At 65.9% G+C, this 17,177-nt stretch carries 28 protein-coding genes; 24 read left to right on the top strand and 4 right to left on the bottom strand.

The window, feature by feature from the left end; all coding sequences use genetic code 11:
* Positions 1 to 13 precede the first annotated feature (13 nt).
* Complete coding sequence (locus H7694_RS17355) at positions 14 to 832, bottom strand: pyruvate, water dikinase regulatory protein (protein ID WP_193599327.1); 819 nt, start codon at positions 830 to 832, stop codon at positions 14 to 16.
* 198 nt (positions 833 to 1,030) lie between these two features.
* Between H7694_RS17355 and H7694_RS17350 the strand changes: the two genes are divergently transcribed.
* The 8 genes from H7694_RS17350 (at position 1,031) to H7694_RS17315 (ending at position 7,391) form a co-directional block, all read left to right on the top strand.
* Positions 1,031 to 1,456, top strand: a complete 426-nt coding sequence (locus tag H7694_RS17350; RefSeq protein ID WP_193599326.1) for a PAS domain-containing protein — start codon at positions 1,031 to 1,033, stop codon at positions 1,454 to 1,456.
* A gap of 17 nt (positions 1,457 to 1,473) precedes the next feature.
* Complete coding sequence (locus H7694_RS17345; protein ID WP_193599325.1) at positions 1,474 to 2,247, top strand: MBL fold metallo-hydrolase; 774 nt, start codon at positions 1,474 to 1,476, stop codon at positions 2,245 to 2,247.
* A gap of 31 nt (positions 2,248 to 2,278) precedes the next feature.
* Positions 2,279 to 2,701, top strand: a complete 423-nt coding sequence (locus H7694_RS17340; RefSeq protein ID WP_193599324.1) for a hypothetical protein — start codon at positions 2,279 to 2,281, stop codon at positions 2,699 to 2,701.
* A 745-nt stretch (positions 2,702 to 3,446) separates the two neighbouring features.
* Positions 3,447 to 4,847 carry an RNA-guided endonuclease InsQ/TnpB family protein gene (locus H7694_RS17335; RefSeq protein ID WP_193599323.1) on the top strand — a complete coding sequence of 467 codons (1,401 nt, stop codon included), beginning with the start codon at positions 3,447 to 3,449 and terminating at the stop codon, positions 4,845 to 4,847.
* 142 nt (positions 4,848 to 4,989) lie between these two features.
* A complete protein-coding gene (locus H7694_RS17330) occupies positions 4,990 to 5,331 on the top strand; it encodes a helix-turn-helix transcriptional regulator (protein ID WP_193599322.1) in 342 nt (113 codons plus the stop codon).
* Positions 5,321 to 6,682 (top strand): type II toxin-antitoxin system HipA family toxin, encoded by a 1,362-nt coding sequence (locus tag H7694_RS17325; protein WP_217583743.1) that lies wholly within the window; start codon positions 5,321 to 5,323, stop codon positions 6,680 to 6,682. The genes H7694_RS17330 and H7694_RS17325 overlap by 11 nt, the downstream gene beginning before the upstream one ends.
* 360 nt (positions 6,683 to 7,042) lie before the next feature.
* The gene (locus H7694_RS17320) at positions 7,043 to 7,189 is read left to right on the top strand and encodes a hypothetical protein (RefSeq protein ID WP_193599320.1); all 147 of its coding nucleotides are present in this window, start codon (positions 7,043 to 7,045) and stop codon (positions 7,187 to 7,189) included.
* A gap of 61 nt (positions 7,190 to 7,250) precedes the next feature.
* Positions 7,251 to 7,391, top strand: coding sequence for a hypothetical protein (locus tag H7694_RS17315; protein ID WP_193599319.1), 141 nt, complete (start codon positions 7,251 to 7,253; stop codon positions 7,389 to 7,391).
* A 491-nt stretch (positions 7,392 to 7,882) separates the two neighbouring features.
* Here H7694_RS17315 and H7694_RS17310 read toward each other — a convergent pair whose 3' ends face one another.
* The 3 genes from H7694_RS17310 to H7694_RS17300 form a co-directional block, all read right to left on the bottom strand.
* Positions 7,883 to 9,130, bottom strand: a complete 1,248-nt coding sequence (locus tag H7694_RS17310; protein WP_193599318.1) for an IS256 family transposase — start codon at positions 9,128 to 9,130, stop codon at positions 7,883 to 7,885.
* A 119-nt stretch (positions 9,131 to 9,249) separates the two neighbouring features.
* Entirely contained in the window at positions 9,250 to 9,837 is a 588-nt protein-coding gene (locus H7694_RS17305) for a hypothetical protein (RefSeq protein WP_193599317.1), read from the bottom strand.
* Complete coding sequence (locus H7694_RS17300; protein ID WP_005050818.1) at positions 9,837 to 10,097, bottom strand: hypothetical protein; 261 nt, start codon at positions 10,095 to 10,097, stop codon at positions 9,837 to 9,839. Before H7694_RS17300 ends, H7694_RS17305 begins: the two co-directional genes overlap by 1 nt.
* A gap of 159 nt (positions 10,098 to 10,256) precedes the next feature.
* On the opposite strand from H7694_RS17300, the gene H7694_RS17295 reads away from it, so the two are divergent.
* The 16 genes from H7694_RS17295 to H7694_RS17820 all read left to right on the top strand — a co-directional run bounded on the left by H7694_RS17295 (position 10,257) and on the right by H7694_RS17820 (position 17,148).
* Positions 10,257 to 10,544, top strand: a complete 288-nt coding sequence (locus tag H7694_RS17295; RefSeq protein ID WP_005050816.1) for a hypothetical protein — start codon at positions 10,257 to 10,259, stop codon at positions 10,542 to 10,544.
* Positions 10,541 to 10,786, top strand: a complete 246-nt coding sequence (locus tag H7694_RS17290) for a hypothetical protein (RefSeq protein WP_005050814.1) — start codon at positions 10,541 to 10,543, stop codon at positions 10,784 to 10,786. Before H7694_RS17295 ends, H7694_RS17290 begins: the two co-directional genes overlap by 4 nt.
* Positions 10,787 to 10,913: 127 nt before the next feature.
* Positions 10,914 to 11,045, top strand: a complete 132-nt coding sequence (locus tag H7694_RS17825; protein ID WP_005050812.1) for a hypothetical protein — start codon at positions 10,914 to 10,916, stop codon at positions 11,043 to 11,045.
* 340 nt (positions 11,046 to 11,385) lie between these two features.
* On the top strand, positions 11,386 to 12,156 hold the full coding sequence (locus tag H7694_RS17285) for a hypothetical protein (protein WP_193599316.1): 771 nt from the start codon (positions 11,386 to 11,388) through the stop codon (positions 12,154 to 12,156).
* A gap of 11 nt (positions 12,157 to 12,167) precedes the next feature.
* The gene (locus H7694_RS17280; RefSeq protein ID WP_193599315.1) at positions 12,168 to 12,617 is read left to right on the top strand and encodes a hypothetical protein; all 450 of its coding nucleotides are present in this window, start codon (positions 12,168 to 12,170) and stop codon (positions 12,615 to 12,617) included.
* 53 nt (positions 12,618 to 12,670) lie between these two features.
* The gene (locus tag H7694_RS17275) at positions 12,671 to 12,847 is read left to right on the top strand and encodes a hypothetical protein (protein ID WP_193599314.1); all 177 of its coding nucleotides are present in this window, start codon (positions 12,671 to 12,673) and stop codon (positions 12,845 to 12,847) included.
* A 54-nt stretch (positions 12,848 to 12,901) separates the two neighbouring features.
* Positions 12,902 to 13,363, top strand: a complete 462-nt coding sequence (locus H7694_RS17270) for a hypothetical protein (RefSeq protein ID WP_005051910.1) — start codon at positions 12,902 to 12,904, stop codon at positions 13,361 to 13,363.
* 11 nt (positions 13,364 to 13,374) lie between these two features.
* Entirely contained in the window at positions 13,375 to 14,670 is a 1,296-nt protein-coding gene (locus H7694_RS17265) for a hypothetical protein (protein WP_193599313.1), read from the top strand.
* A 22-nt stretch (positions 14,671 to 14,692) separates the two neighbouring features.
* A complete protein-coding gene (locus H7694_RS17260) occupies positions 14,693 to 14,956 on the top strand; it encodes a hypothetical protein (protein WP_005050711.1) in 264 nt (87 codons plus the stop codon).
* Positions 14,953 to 15,144, top strand: coding sequence for a hypothetical protein (locus tag H7694_RS17255; RefSeq protein ID WP_005050712.1), 192 nt, complete (start codon positions 14,953 to 14,955; stop codon positions 15,142 to 15,144). The genes H7694_RS17260 and H7694_RS17255 overlap by 4 nt, the downstream gene beginning before the upstream one ends.
* Entirely contained in the window at positions 15,138 to 15,578 is a 441-nt protein-coding gene (locus H7694_RS17250) for a hypothetical protein (RefSeq protein WP_005050713.1), read from the top strand. Before H7694_RS17255 ends, H7694_RS17250 begins: the two co-directional genes overlap by 7 nt.
* Positions 15,579 to 15,742: 164 nt before the next feature.
* Positions 15,743 to 16,042: a hypothetical protein gene (locus tag H7694_RS17245; protein WP_193599312.1), complete on the top strand. Its 300-nt coding sequence runs from the start codon at positions 15,743 to 15,745 to the stop codon at positions 16,040 to 16,042.
* 45 nt (positions 16,043 to 16,087) lie between these two features.
* On the top strand, positions 16,088 to 16,309 hold the full coding sequence (locus tag H7694_RS17240; protein ID WP_005050716.1) for a hypothetical protein: 222 nt from the start codon (positions 16,088 to 16,090) through the stop codon (positions 16,307 to 16,309).
* Positions 16,302 to 16,742: a hypothetical protein gene (locus H7694_RS17235; protein ID WP_005050717.1), complete on the top strand. Its 441-nt coding sequence runs from the start codon at positions 16,302 to 16,304 to the stop codon at positions 16,740 to 16,742. The genes H7694_RS17240 and H7694_RS17235 overlap by 8 nt, the downstream gene beginning before the upstream one ends.
* Positions 16,739 to 17,023: a hypothetical protein gene (locus H7694_RS17230; protein ID WP_005050718.1), complete on the top strand. Its 285-nt coding sequence runs from the start codon at positions 16,739 to 16,741 to the stop codon at positions 17,021 to 17,023. Before H7694_RS17235 ends, H7694_RS17230 begins: the two co-directional genes overlap by 4 nt.
* Positions 17,020 to 17,148 carry a hypothetical protein gene (locus H7694_RS17820; RefSeq protein WP_264674921.1) on the top strand — a complete coding sequence of 43 codons (129 nt, stop codon included), beginning with the start codon at positions 17,020 to 17,022 and terminating at the stop codon, positions 17,146 to 17,148. The genes H7694_RS17230 and H7694_RS17820 overlap by 4 nt, the downstream gene beginning before the upstream one ends.
* The last annotated feature ends 29 nt before the right edge of the window (positions 17,149 to 17,177 follow it).

Raw genomic sequence — 17,177 nt, 5'->3', positions numbered from 1 at the left:
CTTTGACGGGCTGCTAACGCAGGTTGAGGGTTTGGATCACGACGGCGGACATCTCTTCGACGCTCTTCGCGGAAGAGTTGAGAAAAGGGATGCCCGCGCTGCGGTAAAGGTGCTCCGCTCTGCGAATCTCTGTGGTGCACTGGGTGAGGCTGGCGTAATGAGATTCCGGTCGACGCTCGTGTCGGACCTGACTGAGCCGTTGGGGTGTGGTGGTGAGGCCGAAGCACTTCAAGGCGTATGGGCGGATCTCGGGCGGCAGCTCGTCGCCTGGCAAGTCGTCGTCAGTGAGCGGATAGTTGGCGACGTGGACCCCGTGCTGCAGCGCAAGGTACAACGAGGTGGGGGTTTTCCCGCACCGGCTCGGCGCGATGATGATGACGTCCGCGCGGTCAAGCCTGCGGAAGCTCTGGCCGTCGTCGTGCTCGATGGTGTATTCGATGGCTTTGATCCGAGTGAAGTACCGGTCGGTGTCGGCAAGGGAGTGATACCGGCCTGATTCCGGAGATGCTGACGCCCCGAGCGTTGCTTCGATGCTGGTCAGGTGCCCGCGGAGCAGATCGATGAGAACTGCGGGAACGCTCGCGAAAGCCAGACCGATCTCAGGATTCTTCGCGGTGACGAAGACGATGGGCGGCGGGCCCGACGCGGCGGCCGCTTCTACGAGTTCAACAACGGCTGCGGCTTCCTGCAGGGTCTCCACGAAGGACACCGTCCTTCGCGTGAAAGCAAAGCCAGGGAAGTTCGACAACAGCGCGTTTCCCAGTGTCTCCGCGGTGATCCCAGTGCTGTCGGACACGAAGAACACCGCCCGGGGAGCGGAGGACTCAAGCATGGGATCACCTCGCCACTACCGTCGCTGAACGGCAATCCACGGGTATGTGCGCCGGGCACGCGTTTGTGATGTGCCTTGTGCATCGCAGCCACTTAGGTCGAGTGGTACGAAATCTGCACTGGAGGCGGTGACGCGTTCCGTATTGACTTTCGACACCGCCACACCGATGTGGCCCCTGCCATGACAGAAAGGCACAGCATGACAACGTCCGTCCAGCCGCCTGACTTCGAGCGTCTGTTCAACGCCATCAACGCGCAGTACATCGCCGTCGACCCGGACTTGCGGGTGGTCGCGGCGACCGACTCATTCCTCGCCGCAACGTTGAAGGAGCGCGCGAGTTCCATCGGGAAGCACATTCTCGATGTCTTCCCCGACAACCCGGACGACCCCACCGCGAACGGCACGGAGGTGCTCCGTCGCTCCCTCGAGGAGGTTCTGCACACCGGTCAGTCGCTGGTGCTCCAACCGCAGAGGTATGACATGAAGCGCTCGGACGGCTCGTATGAGGAGCGCTATTGGCAGCCCCACAACGAGCCGGTACTCGATGACGAAGGAAACGTCATCTACGTCCTCCACGGTGCGGAGGATGTCACCGCCCAGACCCTGTCCGCACGCAACAGCTGACCCCCGAGGAGCATCACATGTCCACTTCAGTCACTCTTGTTGGCGGGCCTACCGCCGTTCTCAACATCGGTGGAGTTCGAATCATCACCGACCCGACGTTCGATGCGCCTCAGACCTATCATCACCCCATCGCCGGGCCGGTTGTGAAGAACGCCGCTCCCGCCTTCACGCCAGAGGAGCTCGGGCAGATCGACATCGCACTGGCATCTCACGAGCACATCGATAACCTCGATGTCAGCGGCCGCGGATTCCTCACGATGGTGCCGCTCGCGTATACGACGGAGGAGGTTGCGTCGAACTTCGGGCCGAACGTTGTCGGCTTGGCGGAGCATGAGGCGCGCACCGTGCCACTCCCGGACGGCGGGGAATTGACCATTACTGCCCTGCCGGCCAAGCACGGCCCGGAGGGGGTGTGGGAGGCGCTCGGCCCGGTCATCGGTTTTCATCTGGCCGGCCCTGGGCTTCCGTCCGTGTACGTCAGCGGTGACAACTCGCAGATGGATGTCGTGGACGACATCGTCGACCGGTACGGGCCTGTGGACATCGCTGTGCTGTTCGTCGGCGGGGCAAAGTTCGACGTCATCGCCGACGGGAGCTACATCACACTCAGTAACGAGCTGGCGTTGGAGGCAGCTCAGCGGCTTCAGGCGAAGAAGGTAGTGGCCATCCACGAGGACTCCTGGGCTCACTTCAGCCAGAACGCCGAGCAGATCCGTGAGGTTTTCGCGGCCGCCGGCCTAGGCGATGCCATCGTCGCTCTCCACCCCGGCGATACCGTCAGCCTCGATTGACGCCCATAGGGAAACGATTGAAAGGAATGCCATGAACGCTCACTCGAACGACAACATCGAGGAAGCCCCAATGACGGACATGCAGAAGGGGAACTTCTCCGACCCCTCCGGATACGAACTGATCACCATCGGGCGAATCACCAAGCGCCTAGTGACGCTCGATGGGGCGAGCGCGCTGCTCATCAGGTTCCCCGTCGGATCATCGGTAACCGAAGACGCGGTAAAGACGGGATTCCTCGACACCGACATGTGTCCTCAGCCCCACGTCGCCTACATCCTCAGCGGCACGCTCGGAGTACGCCAGCGAGACGGCGCCGAGCAGACGTTCACTGTCGGCGACGTCATGATGCTCCCTCCGAATCATGAGGCATGGACAATCGGTGACGAGGACTGCGTGTTCATCGAGTTCATGCGCGGCACGAGCGATGTGTACGACTACTGGCCGGAGCACTAGTAGCACCCGACCTCACCTCCTGTGCGGTGTCAGACTCCGATGCGCTGTACGTGCCGGTCGCCGTGGCCGTCAGTCGAAGAGACGACGGCCATCGGGCCTCAGTATTCTCCATGACTCGGTGGAGGTTGACGAAGAACGCTCCGCTCGCAGGGAGCACGAAAGGAGGGGCGTGACGTCCGGTGACGTCAAGGCCACCGTCACCCGTGACCTCACTGACGCCGATGTTCAGGCCCGTATCAAAGGTGAAAGTAAGCCCAGTTCGCCCGTAGCCACTCAGGACGCCGTCCAAGGATCGGCTCGCCGACGTTGTCGCCGCAGGATTCCCGAGAAGCGCCTTGCGCCGCGTACATGGCCATCATGGCCGTCGAGACCGCGCATAGAGGAGGGGTGACCTACCCGGACCTGCCCGATGGCTATGAGCATGGCACCACCCGTGCCTACTCTCATTGCCGTCCTACGTGCGATGCGTGCCGTGCCGCGAACAGTGCCGCGGCCGCCGCGCGTCGTGCGGCTCGGTTGGCCGAGGGCATGCCGGAGAAGGCGCCCGGAACGCCGAGCGGGTACACGTTCTGGAGTTGTCGCTGCAGGCGCTGCAACAAGGTCGCCCGAGCACGGTCGAAGGCCCGCACTCGCGCCGCGCGGGTGAAGCCCGATCTCGGGGTCATGCCCGACGAAGTTCACGGCACGCCGCGGCTACAATCGCTGGAACTGTCCGTGCGCTCCCTGCCGCGCTGCCGGAACCGAGATGCGCGCTGACGCGCGTGCCCGGAAGCGCGGCAAACACGACGGCCCCGTCGCTGTCCGCCGATACAGCTATCGGATCTACCCAGAGCTCGAGGCGGCCGAGAACCTTCGACGTGTGTTCGGATCGTGCCGCTTCGTCTACAACTCGTACATCGCGCTCGCCCGAGAGCGGTACGCCGCAGGCGGAAAGCACCCGAGCGGCTACGACGCGGCGAAGACCCTCGTCACCGAGGCACGGAAGAGCCCGAACACTGCCTGGCTTGCCGAGGTGTCCCACACAGCCCTGTCGGCAGCCGTGCATGACGCCGCCGATGCGTACCGGCGCTTCTTCGATTCGGCAGCCGGCAAGATCCAGGGCCGACGCGTCGGACGCCTGCGGTTCAAGTCGCGGCGCACCTCGCGCAAGTCTGCTCGCTTTGCCGAGGATTCGTTCACGATCCGAGGCGGATGGCAGAACACCCGTCGCGGAGGAGGCGCGCTTCACCTCGCGAACATCGACCAGGACATCCCTGTCAACTGGCATCGCCCGCTTCCCGGGTACCCGAGCGCCGTGACCGTGCGCGAGGATCCCGACGGGGAGTTCTGGGTGTCGTTCATCGTCCGCGTTCCGGTCGAAGCCTCGAAGCAGCCGACCCGTCGTCCTCGGGCGGCCGGCATTGACGTCGGCCTGAACGACTACGCCGCGATCTCCTACTCCGACGGCACCCGCGAGAAGATCGCGAACCCCCGTCATTACCGTGCCGCGGAAGCGACACTGCGTCGCGCCGACAAGTACCTCTCCCGGAAGACTCCCGGGAGCCACAACTACGCGAAGGCGAAGCGAGCGCGAGCTCGTGCACATCGTCGCGTGGCAAACCTCCGTGAGGACCATGCCCGTCAGCTCGCCTCGAAGCTCAGCCGTGAGAACCAAACGGTCGTCATCGAGACACTGAACATCGCAGGCATGGCGAACACGAACATGGCCAAGAGCATCAACGATGCCGGCTGGGGACAGTTCCTCCGGTTCCTCGAAGAGGCGTGCACCCGCAAGGGGGTCGACCTCATCAAGGCTCCAAGGTTCTATGCCTCGACACAGATCTGCTCGGTCTGCTGTGAGAGCGGCGGTAAGAAACCGCTCAACATCCGCACCTGGCAGTGCGACTCCTGTGGGGTCAGCCTGGACCGCGACTACAACGCCGCGACCAACATCCTTGCCGCGGGGCCCGCGGTCTACGCCTGTGGACGAGACGTCAGACTTCAGCTCGCTGAAGCAGTCCCGGATGAAGCAGGAAGCCACCGATCCGAGGCGTCCACGGGCGTATCTCGCAGGCGGAAACGTGCCGCTGGCCGGCGCGTGCAGGCAAGTTCAGATCCGCGGAAAATCAAGGGTTTCCGGGGTGTCGTGGAAAGTCGGGGAGCTTAGCGTGGAATCGCCAGCAATCCTGTTTCACGAGCCCTACTCCCGACTGGAATCGCGGGTTTAGTGAACGACCCAAGCAGACTTTTAGAACTTGCGGATGTCTTTACTTTGACTTTGAAGTGGGTTCAATGCGAAAGTAATGAGTATGAGTAGGAAGAAGATTGTGATGACGGTGCAGGCCGCTGACGCTGCTCGTATCCTCGGGCAACAGATCCGACTCGGTCGGCATGCTCGCCGCATGACAGCGGCTCAGCTTGCGGAGCTCATCGATGTGTCCCCGCGGACAATGACGCTTATCGAGCGTGGCGACGCTGCCGTCTCGCTCGGACATGTCCTCAATGCCGCCGTGGCGGCCGGGGTGCCACTCTTCGACATCACGGACCCGAGGACCCTTGCTCGCACCCGCCAACAGGGCGAGCAGGCCCTTACGCTCATTCCTTCCAACGTCCGAAACCGACGAGAACAGGCAATCGACGATGACTTCTGATGGTCGGGCCTACGTCTGGATGTTCCCCCAGGGGAGCGCCGAACCCGTCGTCGCGGGGGTAGTGTTCCCATCCACCACTACGAAAGGCATGTCGTTTCAGTACGCCCGGTCGTACGTCGAACGCGGAGGAGTAGACCTCGGACCCGACCTTCCCGTCGAGCGGGGCGTCGCTTACCCGCCGGTGCCAATCCTCGATATGCCGTTCACCATTCGTGACGCCATGCCCGACAACTGGGGGCGTCAAGTCATCAATCGGCAGCTCGGGGTCGACCTCGAACACGTTCTTCCCGACCTGAGATACATGCTCGAGTCCGGCTCCGACCGCGTCGGTGCACTTGACTTTCAGGCAAGCGCCACAGACTACGTCCCACGACTCGGCGGCGGCAGGCTCAAGACCGTCGCCGAGACCGCCGTAGCCATCGATGACGACGCCCCCGCCGGGCCGGATCTGGACGCCGCAGTCCGGAACACGCTCACCGCGGCGGGAGGGTCCCAGCCGAAGGCGTTCGTTCGGTTGGACGGTCGGTCGTGGCTCGCGAAGTTCACGACAAACTACGACCGGGTGAGCCCGCTCATTAAGGCGGAACGCGCTGCGATCTACATCGCCGACAAGGCGGGTCTCGACGTGCCCGACGCGCGACTGGTGGACATCGGGGGTCGGGGGCTCACACTCCTCATCGAACGATTCGACCGCGTCGGTGACGAGCGGCGGATGGTCCTCTCCGGTAACACCGTCACCGAGTACGCGTCACCGGACGGGGCGTCTTATCCTCACCTTGTCGAGCGGCTAAGCCGCCTCAGTGCGAGGCCTGCGGAGGTAGGGCCCGAACTCTTCCGACGGTTGGCGTTCCGCATGGCGATGAGAATCGACGATGACCACCTGCGTAACGTCGCCGTGTTCTGGGACGGGACCAACGCTGAATTCACGCCCGCCTTCGACCTCTCGCCCGACCTGAATGCAACACCCGGAGGACTCACCGACATCGGCGGCGGAAGCCGCGAGTTCAGTCTCGAAGCGCTCGTGCGGCGCCACAGCTTCTACCGGGTGAGCCACGCGGACGCCCTGTCCACCGCACGTCACATGATTGACGCCGTCAGAGAACACCGTGAGGACGCGGCAGAGGTAGCTCAGATGACAGCGAGCGAGACACAGCTGCTGGTGCAGCGCACAGCCACCCCGGAGATCATCGGCGCCGTCGAGAGCACACATATCGCCACCCCTGGGCGCCCGTCTGCGGGACAAAGACGCCGAGGAGACCTCCAGCAAGGGACGACTCCGGCTGGAGGGAATCGTGGCAGCTTCGCCTCATCGGAGCATTCGCCGCCCGAGGTTGGGCTCTACGGCGAATAGGCCCTTCCGTGACGTTGCCGGCAGTGTTGTTCGCCGGCGGTGTTGACGGCGTGTTCAGCTCTTCCGCCGGCCCGAGATCCATCGCGGCCTTCGCGACGCCGCTGCGGGGTGGGGTTGTCCGGGGGTAGTGGGCGACGGGCCTGAGCCGGATCGGCTGCATGATGAGGATCATGGACCTTCCCTCGCTCTTGAGCGGCACAATTGACGTGTTCATCACCCTTGCTGAGTTGCTGCGAGCTCCTCCTGGATTCCGACCCGCTTCCGTGTCGTGAACGCATGTCGTCGTGAGCGCATGACGCTGCTTGACGACGCAATTGAACAGGCACCCGACGGTGACGCCGCCACGATGCCCGAAAGCTCATGATCGTCGCGCATCGCCTCGGCGCTGACTCCTTGCTCGCCTGGGTGAAGGCAGAGCTCAACGGCTATAGCGACGTCGCCAGCATTCCCGATTACCGCAGGCCGTTCACCGTCAACGCGCAGGCCGTCATCACTGGTCCGGGCTGAGCAAGGGCACAACCACCCCCGCGAGCAAGGGATCTCGGATGGATTCGACGGGCTGTCCGAAATGAGTTTCAAGGATCCTGTCGCGACGCTGGAAGCGTTCGCCGCATCTGAGTCGGGGATCGCGGTGCCCTGGGATCCCGCCTTCATCGCGTTGTACAACGGGTGGATCGAGGAGGGGTTGGTTCCCTTCATCGAGTATTGAGGGGTGTACAGCGCTCAGAGGGCTTTCCCAAAGGGAGCGCTTCGCGGGATCATCGACGTTGTCAGGACGAGGGCGCTCGAACTGGCGCTGGGCTAAGAGGAGTGGGCTTCTTCATCAAGGCGTTCGTGGTGAGGTTTCGTCAGCTCGGGGTCATCGACGATGCACAGGCGCGGAGTCTCTGCAAACAGATCTCCGCTCGGAAGCGGAACAAGTCTGAACCGTTGGAGGTCGGGAACGAGTCGGCTGTATGGTTCGCCAAGGTCATCGGCAACTCGACCAGGCGCGTCACTAGTGAGACGGGCCTCGGTGAGGCCTACTTCCGGAGATGGGTGGACTGGTCGCCGCGGGAGTTGAAGAGCGCAGGGGCAGTGATGAGCGTGATGCCTCCGTTTCGTCACACTCGGGATGAAACAGTGGAGGGCTCACTCGCCCCCGTGACGCAACTGCCCGGGTCAAGTCCCTGGAAGTGGTGTAACGGCTGATCCTTCGCTTTATGCGCTGAGCGCGATGAAGGTGTCGGCGACCACCTCGCTTTCGGTGTCGGGCAGGACGCGCATGCGGGAGCGGGCCAGAACGTCCAGCCCGAGGTAGCGGCGCCCCTCGGCCCACTCGTCGGTCTGCTCGGCCAGGACGCCGCCGACCAGGCGGATGATCGCGTCGCGGTTGGGGAAGATGCCGACGGAGTCGGTGCGGCGGCGGATCTCGCGGTTGAGGCGCTCGTTGGGATTGTTCGACCAGATTTGGGACCACACGTCTTTGGGGAACTCGGTGAAGGCCAGGATGTCGGCCCTGGCGGTATCGAGGTGCTCGGCGACCGCGGGCAGCTTCTCGGTCACGTAATCCAGGGTGCGGTCGAACTGGGCGTGCACGTCGGAGGCGGTGGGCTGGTCATAAACGGAGTGCAGCATCGCCTTCACCGCCGGCCACATGCTCTTCGGGCTCACGCTCATCAGGTTCGCCGCGTAGTGGGTGCGGCAACGCTGCCAGGTCGCGCCGGGCAGGTTCGCGGCAATCGCGTCCTTCAAACCGGCATGCGCGTCACTGGTGACCAGCTGCACGCCGGTGAGGCCGCGGGCGACGAGGTCTGCGAAGAACGCATTCCACGCCGACCCGGTCTCAGCTGTCGCGGTTTGCAGGCCGAGCACTTCGCGGCGGCCGTCACCGTTGACGCCAGTGGCGATCAGCACGACCGTGTTCACCACCCGGCCACCCTCACGAACCTTCATCGTCAGAGCGTCGGCGGCGACGAACGTGAACGGGCCCGCCTCAGCCAAAGAGCGGTGCCGGAACTGGTTCACGTGCTCGTCGAGCTCGGCAGCCATCCGGGACACCTGCGACTTCGACAGGGCGTGAATGCCGAGGGTCTTCACCAGCTTGTCCATCCGCCGCGTGCTGACGCCTGCGAGGTAGCAGTCGGCGATCACGGTGATCAAGGCCGCCTCGGAGCGCTTGCGACGCTCCAGAAGCCACTCCGGGAAATACGTGCCCGATCGCAGTTTCGGGATCGCGACATCGATCGTGCCAGCCCTGGTGTCGAGATCGCGGTGGCGGTAGCCGTTGCGGTGGGTGAGGCGGTCAGGGGACGGCTGTCCCCATTCGGCGCCGACCACGGCGTCGGCGTCGGCGGACAGGAGGGCGTTGATCATCGTTTGCAGCAGGTGTCGCATCAAATCCGGGGAAGCGTCGGCAAGGGCTTCACCGAGCACCGTTGCAGGGTCGACAATGTGGGGAGCGGTCATCGTGTTGATGCCTTTCGAGTTGGGGTAAGAGACTTCTCGAAGGATCACACGGTGACCGCGTTCACGTCAGCAACGACGTGCGCGACCACCGTGGGTTACACCACTATGCGGGGCTCCGCTTACACATCCGGGTTCTCAGCCCGATACTGCCGCTGCCACTCGGTCAGGTGTTCCCGGTTGCGCTGCTGCCAGTCCCGCGACGACGCCTTCACCTTCTCCGGGCTCTGATCTCGACGCTGTCTCGCCCTGGCCAGCACCGCGTCACGGTTGCGCTCGTAGTAGCGCCGCGAGTACTCCGCCGTCTTCTCTGGGTGCTCCGCGTGCCACCGCCTGATCGTCTCGCGCTTGCGCTCACGGTTAGCCTCGGTCCACCGCCGCACCCGCTCGCGGTCCTTCTCGCGCCGCTCCTTCTGCGCTCGCATCTTCCGCGACCGCTCCCGCATGTACTCCCGGTTCTTCCGGTTCACTTCGTCACGGTTCTCCGCGTGATACTTCGCCCGGTACGCGCGGATCTCCTCGCGATGCTCCTCGCGATACCGCTTCGCGTAGTCCCGCTTCGGATCGGCCGCAGCGCTCGCCGCAGCCGACTGCTCCTGCTCGGCGCGCTTCGCCTGCTGGCGTGCCTGACCCGCTCGCAGCCATGCCGCGTGAGGGTCGGTTGGTCCGCCAACCGGTCGCGCCGACGAGTCGTCGACGCCGGCGGACATTACGACTCCGCTGGCGCCAGCTCGAGCAACGTCTGGAACAGGGCGTACCGGTGAGCTGTCGGGTTGGTGATCGCCAGGCCGACCGCCTCTCGCAGCGGGGCGCGTTGCTCATCGGTCAGGTCGGTCACCGGCTCGAGGCACCAATCAACGTCGGTGTCGACGGTGTAGTCCGGCTCGTCGATGTGAATCTCTGGGTAGTACGAGATCGCCGCCAGCCCCACGCGCTGCAGGACGTCGTCTACCTCTTCGCGACTCGGCATCGCTCCTCCTCTCGTCGCGGGCTTGTGCCCGTCTGAGGGGTATAGGCCGCATCCCGGCTGCTTCGCGGACACAGAGTGCATCGCTCGCTCGCCGGCGCAATGTCGGACCCCCACCGTAGCCTATGAATGTCACATTCACCACCTACTACGGAGGACACCATGAAGCTCACCCTCAACTTCGGGCACCGCCAGGAAGAGATCGACCTGGGTGAACCCGACGCCCGCGACGGGCTGTTCGACAACGGCGAGATCGGCGCCTACGCCGGGAACATCTACCTGTACGTCGACGGCCGCGAGTACGGGTCGCTGTTCATCCACCACGACGACCAGGGGCCGATCATCGAGCTCGGCCAGTTCGACGAGACCGCCGACGAGTGGGTGACCCGCGCCGCGCTACGCGCCCTGCCGGCACACGTCGCGCAGCCGCTCGAGAACGCCGGCGCATGAACGGCCACGAAGGCGGCTCCAAGACCGTTGGCCGGTGGTACGTCGAGGTCAGCCCCCTCGGTGTGATCGCCGGCCCCCTCGAATCCGGGGCCACCTACACCACGACCACCCTCCGGTTCCCCATCGGATGGCGCGTCGGAAAGGTGTGGAGCAACGGCGTCGCGTCCGGCCCTCCCGAAATCTTCGGCATCCCCCGTCGAGTCGTCAGCGCCGCAGCCGGCATCGCCAGACAGATGCAATAGACCGAGCTGAGGGCGGCGGCAACTCCGCCGCCCTCAGTGACGCACTCGCGATGTCCCCCAGCGATGTCCGACCCCCTCCCTAAGCTGTGAATGTCACATTCACTAGCCGACGATCCGGGAGGACACCATGGCAACCATCAACCAGCACCCGTCCGGCGTCGCGGACTGGGCCACCATCTGCGCCTGGATCCACGAGAACCGCCCCGACCTTTGGGAAGGGCTCGGCCCCGCCGACGAGGACCGCGCACCCGCGAGCTGATCCAGCAGATGCAGGCCAGATCGCCACTTGACCTCCGGGCAGGAAACACCTACCCTAGTAAATGTCACATTCACTACTAACTGAGTAGAGGGAGAACCCACAGACCCACAACCAGGGGAACCGCGCAACGCCGTTCCCCTCCCAGGGACAGGCGCCACACCGCAGCCTGACGAGCGCTCGCCGCGCTCGCCGCCATGTCCCTCCCGGCGACCCGCCGTCCTCCCAACCAGGTCGCCGCCGCGGGGGCGGCTCCGTGACACAGCCGCCCCCGCCCCTTCCCCTTCATGTCCGCGAAGAGAACGATCCGCGGCCTATACCCACAGACGAACCGGAGGATCCCATGGACAGCATCGACACCACCGCACCGGCCGATTGGCACGACTTCTACGTCGACCCCTTCCCCGGCCGCAAGGGCTCCGAGCGGATCACCGACACCTGCGGCAAGTGCATCGGCACCGGCCTGTACACCGCGCCGACACATTTCACCGATGGCCAGGGGCGCCCGATCTGCTTCGACTGCCGCGGCACCGGCACCCGCAGCCGCCTCGTCAGCAGCGCCCGCGCCACCGCACGAGCCCACGCGAAGGCACACGCCGAGCACGTCGACACAACACGGGCGATCACCGCCCGCCGCGCCGCCTTCGAGGCCGAGCACCCCGGCCTCCGCGACCAGCTCACCGAGGCACACCTGAGCATGCGAGACGGAAACCCGCTGCGCGAGAAGATCGGCTACATCCTCGACTCCCTCGAGGACTACACCGGCACCCTCGACGACGACGAGGTCCGCACCGCCCACGAGCTGCTCGAGCAGTACGAGCTCGAGCTGGCCGCGCGCCGCCCGGTCCCCACCGGGCGCACCCTCATCCAGGGCGAGATCCTCGCGACCAAGACCACCGACACTCAGTGGGGAATCACCGTCAAGATCCTCGTCCAGGGCGAGGGCTGGCGCGTATGGGGCACCAAGCCCTCCGAGATCTCCACCGCCGCCCGCGGCGACGTCGTCGCGTTCACCGCCACCGTCTCCGCTTCCGACGACGACGACAGCTTCGGCTTCTACTCCCGGCCCACCAAGGCACACATCATCGCCGCCGGCATCCGCCGCACCGCATGAACGAGCGCCTCATGAACAGCCGCACCAGCCTGACCATCTACCCCGCCCACGACGAGAAGTCTCTGCTCCCACCGACGCCGATCCTCGTCGACGAGCACTACTTCGTGCGCGCCGGGCTCGAGCAGCTCCCCGCACGACTCATCGGATTCAGCCCCGCCGGCGCGCTCGCCATCACGGCATGGGTTCACGACGTGTTCCGCACCCCCGAGCTCGCACGCGACCTGTACCCGATCTTCATCATCGCCGGCCACGTCCAGGCGTATCCGATCCCCGCAGCCAGAGTCACCGTGCGCGAGCCATCCGGCGTCGTCCAGGTCGTCATCACAGACCCCCGCGGCAAGCGATACCGCCCGTACCTCGGAGAGGACCGCGACGTCGCCGACCGCATCGCCGCCGCCTGGGGTTCCCACCGCGGCTACTCCGCCACCGTCCAACCGATCACCCCGGCAACAAGCGCCTGACCACGCGAACGGAGATCACCATGCGCTGCCTTATGTGCGAAGAGCCGACCACCATGTACATCCCCTCCGACGACGTCGACGGGATCGGGCTGCACAGCTGCGGCGCGTGCGGCTTCGAGATCGAAGCTCCCCGCGACGAGCCCGTGCGGATGATTCCCGTCAACGAGCGTCGAGAGCGGCCCGTCGACGTGACGACGACGACGGTTGCGAAGACCCTGCAACCTCTCTAGTATCAGTGAATGTCACATTCACTACTTTCTTACTGATCCGAGGAGTGCTCCCCAATGAGCGAAGAGGCAGCGACCGTCACCGAGGAAGTCGTCTACGTCGGCCGCAAGGCCGCGAGTAATGGAAAGCTCGCGCACTGGTATCGGACGCTCGACGACGGTGAGCTCACCAGCAAGGAGCTCGGCTCGTACAAGCCGTACACGTCGGCTCCGGTGGGCGCGATCATCACGATCACCCGCCCCGCCGGCGAGCCGACCGTGCTCTACACGGGCGGACAGTACACGCCACGGATCACCGGCAGATACGCCGACACAGCCGCCACCGACGAGTGGCGCGTGGCCGATCAAGCGGAGGCGCAGCGGGATGCGAATGAGCGGCGCATCAAGCGGGATCTCGACGGTCTGCCCGAGGAGTTCACCACGGCGCTAGACACCGTTGGTGCGCACTTCTCACGGCTCAACGCCCCGCAGCGGGCAGCACTGTTGACCCTGGTCACCGCGAAGCTCCTCCGCTACTGAGGTCGACCGTCATGTCCACCCTCGATCTCCTCGACGACCGCTTCCCGCACGGTACCCCGGACGGGTACCGCCACGGATGCCGCACTGCCGCGTGCCCCGCGCTGATCCCCTGCCGCACCGTCCACACCCGCTACGTGGGCGACTACTCCTTCGCGAAGCTCATCGACGCCGGCACACCGCTCGCCGAGATCCTCGAGCGCGACGAGGCCGCGCGTGCCGAGTCGCGGCAACGGGACAAGATCGCCGCTCGAGAAGAGCGCCGTGCCGCCGTCGAAGCCACACGCCCCCGTCGACCCAAGCCGACCCCCAAACCGAAGCCGGCGCGCGCCAACACACCCAAACCCCCGCGCATGCCGAAGGAGGCGCCGGCGCCGGCGCCGACCGCACGGCCTCGCCCGTCGACGCCGCGGCCGCGCACCCATCCCGGCTACCAGTGGCTCGACAAGGCACGCAGCGACGCCGAGAAGCTCCCCGCAGAGCTCGCCAGCGCGTTCTCAGAGGCACTCGACGGCTACGAAGCGGACCTCGATCGTCACGTCGACGAGCTCGAGCAGTGGCGCAAAGACCACCGAGAGCTGCGCGGCCAGCTGCGCGCCGCGGCCGAGACCCTCAAGACGGCCACCATCGCCGCCGGCACCGGCCTCTCCGTCGGAGGGGTGATCGAGAGAGCGCTGCAGGAGGCAACCCTGCGGCACCAGTCCGCCGTCGACGCCCTCGCAGACCACGATCGCCCTTCCCCACCGGCCAGGCCACGCACACCGCGACTTCGGACCGCGCGTGCTGCCCGAACCTCGCAGCCGAGGCAGCTGCAGCCGCACGGCACCAACGCATGCCGAGCGCGCGGCTGCGACCGCCCCGAGTGCATCGAAGCCGGCCGCGAGTATCACCGGCAGTGGATGGCGAACCGGAAGGCGCAGAGCATCCCGCTCGAGCACCACGGGACCGCCTACGGCTACCAGCTCGGCTGCAAGGACCGCGACCACTGCCCCGCGGAGATCTCGTGCGCCGATGCGTCACTGGCTGAGGAACGGCGCCGACGCCGGGAGGCCGGCATCGCCCCGCAGGCCCCGCGCGTGCCCGCCGAGCCGATCCGACAGCACGTCCGCCAGCTCATGGCATCCGGCATGACCGTCCTCGAGATCGCCGACCAGGCACAGGTGTCCAAGACCGGCGTGAAGATCCTCCTCTACGGCCGCTCAGGCACCCGCAAAGGAGAGCTGCCCCGCGAGATCGAAGCAGAGAAAGCACGACGACTGCTCGCCCTGCAGCCGACTACCGCAGCCACGAAGTTCGCCCGCTCCGCCTGACACCAACATCAGGAAGGCCACCATGAACGACCGCACCACACCTACCACCACCATCACGATCCAAGTGCCCAGCACCGCACCCGAGGACGTGATCTCACGAGTCACCGCGCTCGGCGCGGAGCTCGGCGCCCAAGGCGGAATCGACCAGGTGCTCCTCGAGCTCGTGCGCACCTGTCACGTCTGCGGCTGCACCGACGAGCGAGCATGCTTCGGCGGCTGCTGGTGGGTCAACGACGACGGCACCCCCGACCTCTGCTCGAGCTGCGAGGACAGGCCCCACCAATGACACAGGAAAGCACCGCCCGAACCTGCCTTGCCACCGCCACAGGGCAACGCGGCTACTGCGGACGCAAGACGTCATCGGCAGCCACCACGATCGCCGACGTGACCTGCAAAGACTGCGGCGCAGCCGTGCGTGCAGACCAGCAAGCCGGCATCCTCACCCCCGAGCTGACCGCGGCGATCGCATGCTGACCGCCAGCTGGTCATCATGGACTCCCGGACGCCCAGGAGGCGCGCTGCGCGGCGTCATCGACGACGTCGCCGACAAAGACACCCACCAGTCCGGCGAACGAGTGTGGCGCTGCGCCCACCATCACACCACCGAGGCCGACGCCACGCGATGCGCCACCACCGAGCTCAAGCGCCGCCAGAACGCCCGGCCGCTGAACTGGTCCCAACGAGTCACCATGCGGATGATCGCCGATGGCCGATCACTCTCCGGCGGCGCCAGCTACCTCGACACGACAGGCCTGGGGATCCCCGGCGGCACCATCCAGTCCCTCCGCAGGCGAGGACTGATCGAACGCTACTCGTGGGTCGAACCCGGCTGGGTGCTCACGAAAGTCGGCGTCGACGCCATCAACAGCGGCGCGTGCGACGAACCCGACAGCGGCCCCGACGACTGACCGCACCGACCTCCACAACCCGGATGTCCGCGAACACCCCCAACATCGGCCTATACCCAGCAAGAAGGGCCTGCAGCAACACCATGCACGGGGGTTCCCCCACCGGGCATGCAGGCGTATAGTCAGTGAATGTCACATTCACTGTTCGATTGAGGAGAAACGCCATGACCATCACCCAGACCGCCGCCCCCACGGGCACCGCGGTCACCATCACAGGAACCATCCGCACCCCGCTCACCTTCGTCCGCCGCCTCCCCGACCGCCGAGCACGAGTAGGGTTCCGCGTCGACACCGACGCCGGCCCCTACAACGTCCACGCCAACGGCGCCCTCGCCGAGCTGCTCCGACTGACAACGCACCGCGGGGACCGCGTCACCGTCCACGCCCCCGCCGCCACGTTCAGCCACCCTGACCAGACCATCCCCGACCTCGAAGCCGACAGCGTCGAACTCGACCTCCACTGACCCGCGACGAAGATGGACACCACCGACGCACTACCAGGGAGCACCATGACCCGCATCTTCCACGTCAACGGCAAGCCCGTCGACGTCACCGACGCCGCGGCCGTCCAGGCACTCACCCCGGACGAGTACGCCGACCTGCTCACGCAGACCCTCAACGACACCGACGCGAACGACACCGAGATCATCGGACTGCGCCAGGACCAGCCGCCCACCGGCACAGGGTTCATCATCATGAATCCGCCCACAGAGGAGGCCGAGCATGCCTAACCCCGCCCCCACCACGACCGGCACCGACAGCTCCCTCCTTACCCCCATCCAGCGCCAACGCGCACTCACCCTCTCCGACGCACTCTGGCGCCTCCGCACCGGCCAGCACGACGCCGGCGACGACATCACCCTGACCATCCCCGCACCCGCCATCGAAGGCATCGAGAAGATCCTGTTCGCCCTCGCCGAAGGGGATCTGCGGTTCGCGTCCGTGCGGGCCGGTCAGCTGATGGATGGTGTCAGCGCGGCGCTGCGCGATCGCGCAGTGGGGGAGCAGTGGCGGGCGGCGTTCGATCACGCCCGCCAGGACGGACACAACGAGGCCGAGGCGCGTGAGTTCGCCGACGAGTACGCCGCCTACGTGGAGGACCGGCAGTACGAGCTGCGCGACCCCGACCTGCCGATCCCCTCACCGAGCGAGTACACCCGATGACCGGGGCTGCGCCGTCGTCCGTCACTCTGGATGTGCGCGCGACGATCGTGCGAATAATCCAGCAGCACACCGACGAGCCTGACGAAGAGGCAGGTTTCATCGCCGACGACATCATGGACGCGCTGAACCTGGGCAGTGAGCTCACGGTCGCCGTCCCGAGGCCGCGGCGCCGCGGCGAGCATGAGTGGCCGTGCGCGCTGTTCTACACCGGCAATTGGAAAGGCCAGCAGCCACGCGCCCGATGCAGCTGCCCGCCGGTAGCGGATGGGTCCGTGTCATGAAGGATCCACGCCAGCTCTCGCAGGCCGAGCTCGACGAGTACCTCGACCAGCTCATCAATGAGGGGAACGATGACAGCCCCGAGTTCCACCGCGCGTACCAGGTCTGGGAGGAGCTCAACGGCTGACCCAGACCTCGACCGCACTCCTCGGGGCC

It is taken from the genome of Microbacterium sp. YJN-G, assembly GCF_015040615.1.
Taxonomy (GTDB): domain Bacteria; phylum Actinomycetota; class Actinomycetes; order Actinomycetales; family Microbacteriaceae; genus Microbacterium.
The sequence above is the reverse complement of the archived record's forward strand: the minus strand, read 5'-3'. Positions and strand labels throughout refer to the sequence as shown.

What these genes read in the sequence shown, in the direction of transcription:
- H7694_RS17355 (WP_193599327.1), bottom strand. Translation starts at nt 832, where the DNA reads ATGCTTGAGTCCTCCGCTCCCCGGGCGGTGTTCTTCGTGTCCGACAGC.
- H7694_RS17350 (WP_193599326.1), top strand. Translation starts at nt 1,031, where the DNA reads ATGACAACGTCCGTCCAGCCGCCTGACTTCGAGCGTCTGTTCAACGCC.
- H7694_RS17345 (WP_193599325.1), top strand. Translation starts at nt 1,474, where the DNA reads ATGTCCACTTCAGTCACTCTTGTTGGCGGGCCTACCGCCGTTCTCAAC.
- H7694_RS17340 (WP_193599324.1), top strand. Translation starts at nt 2,279, where the DNA reads ATGAACGCTCACTCGAACGACAACATCGAGGAAGCCCCAATGACGGAC.
- H7694_RS17335 (WP_193599323.1), top strand. Translation starts at nt 3,447, where the DNA reads ATGCGCGCTGACGCGCGTGCCCGGAAGCGCGGCAAACACGACGGCCCC.
- H7694_RS17330 (WP_193599322.1), top strand. Translation starts at nt 4,990, where the DNA reads ATGAGTAGGAAGAAGATTGTGATGACGGTGCAGGCCGCTGACGCTGCT.
- H7694_RS17325 (WP_217583743.1), top strand. Translation starts at nt 5,321, where the DNA reads ATGACTTCTGATGGTCGGGCCTACGTCTGGATGTTCCCCCAGGGGAGC.
- H7694_RS17320 (WP_193599320.1), top strand. Translation starts at nt 7,043, where the DNA reads ATGATCGTCGCGCATCGCCTCGGCGCTGACTCCTTGCTCGCCTGGGTG.
- H7694_RS17315 (WP_193599319.1), top strand. Translation starts at nt 7,251, where the DNA reads ATGAGTTTCAAGGATCCTGTCGCGACGCTGGAAGCGTTCGCCGCATCT.
- H7694_RS17310 (WP_193599318.1), bottom strand. Translation starts at nt 9,130, where the DNA reads ATGACCGCTCCCCACATTGTCGACCCTGCAACGGTGCTCGGTGAAGCC.
- H7694_RS17305 (WP_193599317.1), bottom strand. Translation starts at nt 9,837, where the DNA reads ATGTCCGCCGGCGTCGACGACTCGTCGGCGCGACCGGTTGGCGGACCA.
- H7694_RS17300 (WP_005050818.1), bottom strand. Translation starts at nt 10,097, where the DNA reads ATGCCGAGTCGCGAAGAGGTAGACGACGTCCTGCAGCGCGTGGGGCTG.
- H7694_RS17295 (WP_005050816.1), top strand. Translation starts at nt 10,257, where the DNA reads ATGAAGCTCACCCTCAACTTCGGGCACCGCCAGGAAGAGATCGACCTG.
- H7694_RS17290 (WP_005050814.1), top strand. Translation starts at nt 10,541, where the DNA reads ATGAACGGCCACGAAGGCGGCTCCAAGACCGTTGGCCGGTGGTACGTC.
- H7694_RS17825 (WP_005050812.1), top strand. Translation starts at nt 10,914, where the DNA reads ATGGCAACCATCAACCAGCACCCGTCCGGCGTCGCGGACTGGGCCACC.
- H7694_RS17285 (WP_193599316.1), top strand. Translation starts at nt 11,386, where the DNA reads ATGGACAGCATCGACACCACCGCACCGGCCGATTGGCACGACTTCTAC.
- H7694_RS17280 (WP_193599315.1), top strand. Translation starts at nt 12,168, where the DNA reads ATGAACAGCCGCACCAGCCTGACCATCTACCCCGCCCACGACGAGAAG.
- H7694_RS17275 (WP_193599314.1), top strand. Translation starts at nt 12,671, where the DNA reads ATGTACATCCCCTCCGACGACGTCGACGGGATCGGGCTGCACAGCTGC.
- H7694_RS17270 (WP_005051910.1), top strand. Translation starts at nt 12,902, where the DNA reads ATGAGCGAAGAGGCAGCGACCGTCACCGAGGAAGTCGTCTACGTCGGC.
- H7694_RS17265 (WP_193599313.1), top strand. Translation starts at nt 13,375, where the DNA reads ATGTCCACCCTCGATCTCCTCGACGACCGCTTCCCGCACGGTACCCCG.
- H7694_RS17260 (WP_005050711.1), top strand. Translation starts at nt 14,693, where the DNA reads ATGAACGACCGCACCACACCTACCACCACCATCACGATCCAAGTGCCC.
- H7694_RS17255 (WP_005050712.1), top strand. Translation starts at nt 14,953, where the DNA reads ATGACACAGGAAAGCACCGCCCGAACCTGCCTTGCCACCGCCACAGGG.
- H7694_RS17250 (WP_005050713.1), top strand. Translation starts at nt 15,138, where the DNA reads ATGCTGACCGCCAGCTGGTCATCATGGACTCCCGGACGCCCAGGAGGC.
- H7694_RS17245 (WP_193599312.1), top strand. Translation starts at nt 15,743, where the DNA reads ATGACCATCACCCAGACCGCCGCCCCCACGGGCACCGCGGTCACCATC.
- H7694_RS17240 (WP_005050716.1), top strand. Translation starts at nt 16,088, where the DNA reads ATGACCCGCATCTTCCACGTCAACGGCAAGCCCGTCGACGTCACCGAC.
- H7694_RS17235 (WP_005050717.1), top strand. Translation starts at nt 16,302, where the DNA reads ATGCCTAACCCCGCCCCCACCACGACCGGCACCGACAGCTCCCTCCTT.
- H7694_RS17230 (WP_005050718.1), top strand. Translation starts at nt 16,739, where the DNA reads ATGACCGGGGCTGCGCCGTCGTCCGTCACTCTGGATGTGCGCGCGACG.
- H7694_RS17820 (WP_264674921.1), top strand. Translation starts at nt 17,020, where the DNA reads ATGAAGGATCCACGCCAGCTCTCGCAGGCCGAGCTCGACGAGTACCTC.